The following is a 1,267-nucleotide window of genomic DNA, read 5'->3' as shown; positions in this document are numbered from 1 at the left end:
CCACCCGGGGATTCACCCGCTCCCTGCGCGGCGGCAGCAGTTCATGCATCAGTTCATGGCAGAACTCCATGAATACTGCCGCCAGATGGTGAGGGGGAAAAATCCGGGACGCCGGCGACCGAACGCCGAGCGGCCCGCAGGGTGCGCGTAAAGGAGAACCGCAGCGGGTCCTGTTCAAACTCGTGGGCAACCTGCCCGATCAGCGATCGCAACGCGTAGTGGGTGCACAGGAACCCGTAGATCTCCTGTAGCACCCCGTCAGGGGTCTTGGAACGCAGCACCAGCCCAGGACCGCGTTGGTGGGTTTTCAGTTCGTCAAAGCACAACTCGATCTCCCACCGCTGGGCATAGGCCTCGGCCAAGGCCTGGGCGCCGGCGACCTGCGGATCCAGAATCGTGGTCAGCAATCGGAAATCCGTGCTCTTCTGGCCGCTGCTCACCTGGTACTCGATGACCCGGACTGGCACCGGGGCATTGTTGTTGCGCCGGTCTTTCGTGCTGGCATAGAGGTGGGAGAGGTAGGACCCGTCGGGCAGTTCCTTGGCCACGGGCAGCACCTGGCTGGCCTTGATCCGCCACAGCAGCTGCGCACCGGTCGCACTCGCGTCCATCCACGCCTGGTAACCGTAGAACCCTCGATCGGCGATCAGTAGCATCGTGGAATCCAGCCGGTGGTATAACCCTGGCAGCAGGTCGTTCTCGCTGGTGCTGCAACCGCTGGTGACCGCTCCGATCACCGCGTGGGTACCGCATTCGACCAGCCCCAGTACCCGGGCTTGGGGGAAGGCGCTCTTATTCCCGGTGCTCGTTCCGGGCCTGCCGTAGGCGGCCTCGTTCGCCGGGGTGTCGGCTAAATCCAAGGTGGTGCCATCCACGCTGACCAGTCGCAGCCCGCTAAGGAACCCGGGCCCGCCAGCGTTCGCGACCGGCTGGGCGACCTGGTCGAACAGCTCGATCATCACTGCCGAGCCCAGCCGGGTGCGAGCCTTGAAGATCGCGGCCTTGGTCGGCATGTTCCAGGTCCCGAAGCGTCCTGAAAGCCACTGCATGCCGGACAGTAGGCAGCGCATGACTTCTTCGTAGGAGGCGGAAGCGAACAGGGCCATGGACATCACGTAGTACACCATCACCCGGGAAGGCAGCAGCCGGGAACGCTGCTCTGCGGCGCCGGTGCGTTCAATGGCTGCGTCCACCACGGTGGGCGGGAAGACCTTGGCTAGCACGCCCAGAGAGACGTGGTCGGTCAGTCGTTCGGTTCCTTCGGGTT

At 64.4% G+C, this 1,267-nt stretch carries 1 protein-coding gene; it reads right to left on the bottom strand.

What is annotated here, in order from left to right; all coding sequences use genetic code 11:
• Positions 1-53: 53 nt before the first annotated feature.
• Positions 54-1,267 (bottom strand): IS4 family transposase (locus IEY43_RS17995; protein WP_374189878.1); only part of this gene is annotated, 1,214 nt, incomplete at its 5' end.

It is taken from the genome of Glutamicibacter protophormiae (assembly GCF_014647495.1).
GTDB classification, from domain to species: Bacteria; Actinomycetota; Actinomycetes; order Actinomycetales; family Micrococcaceae; genus Glutamicibacter; species Glutamicibacter protophormiae.
This window is presented reverse-complemented; position numbering and strand designations above follow the sequence as displayed.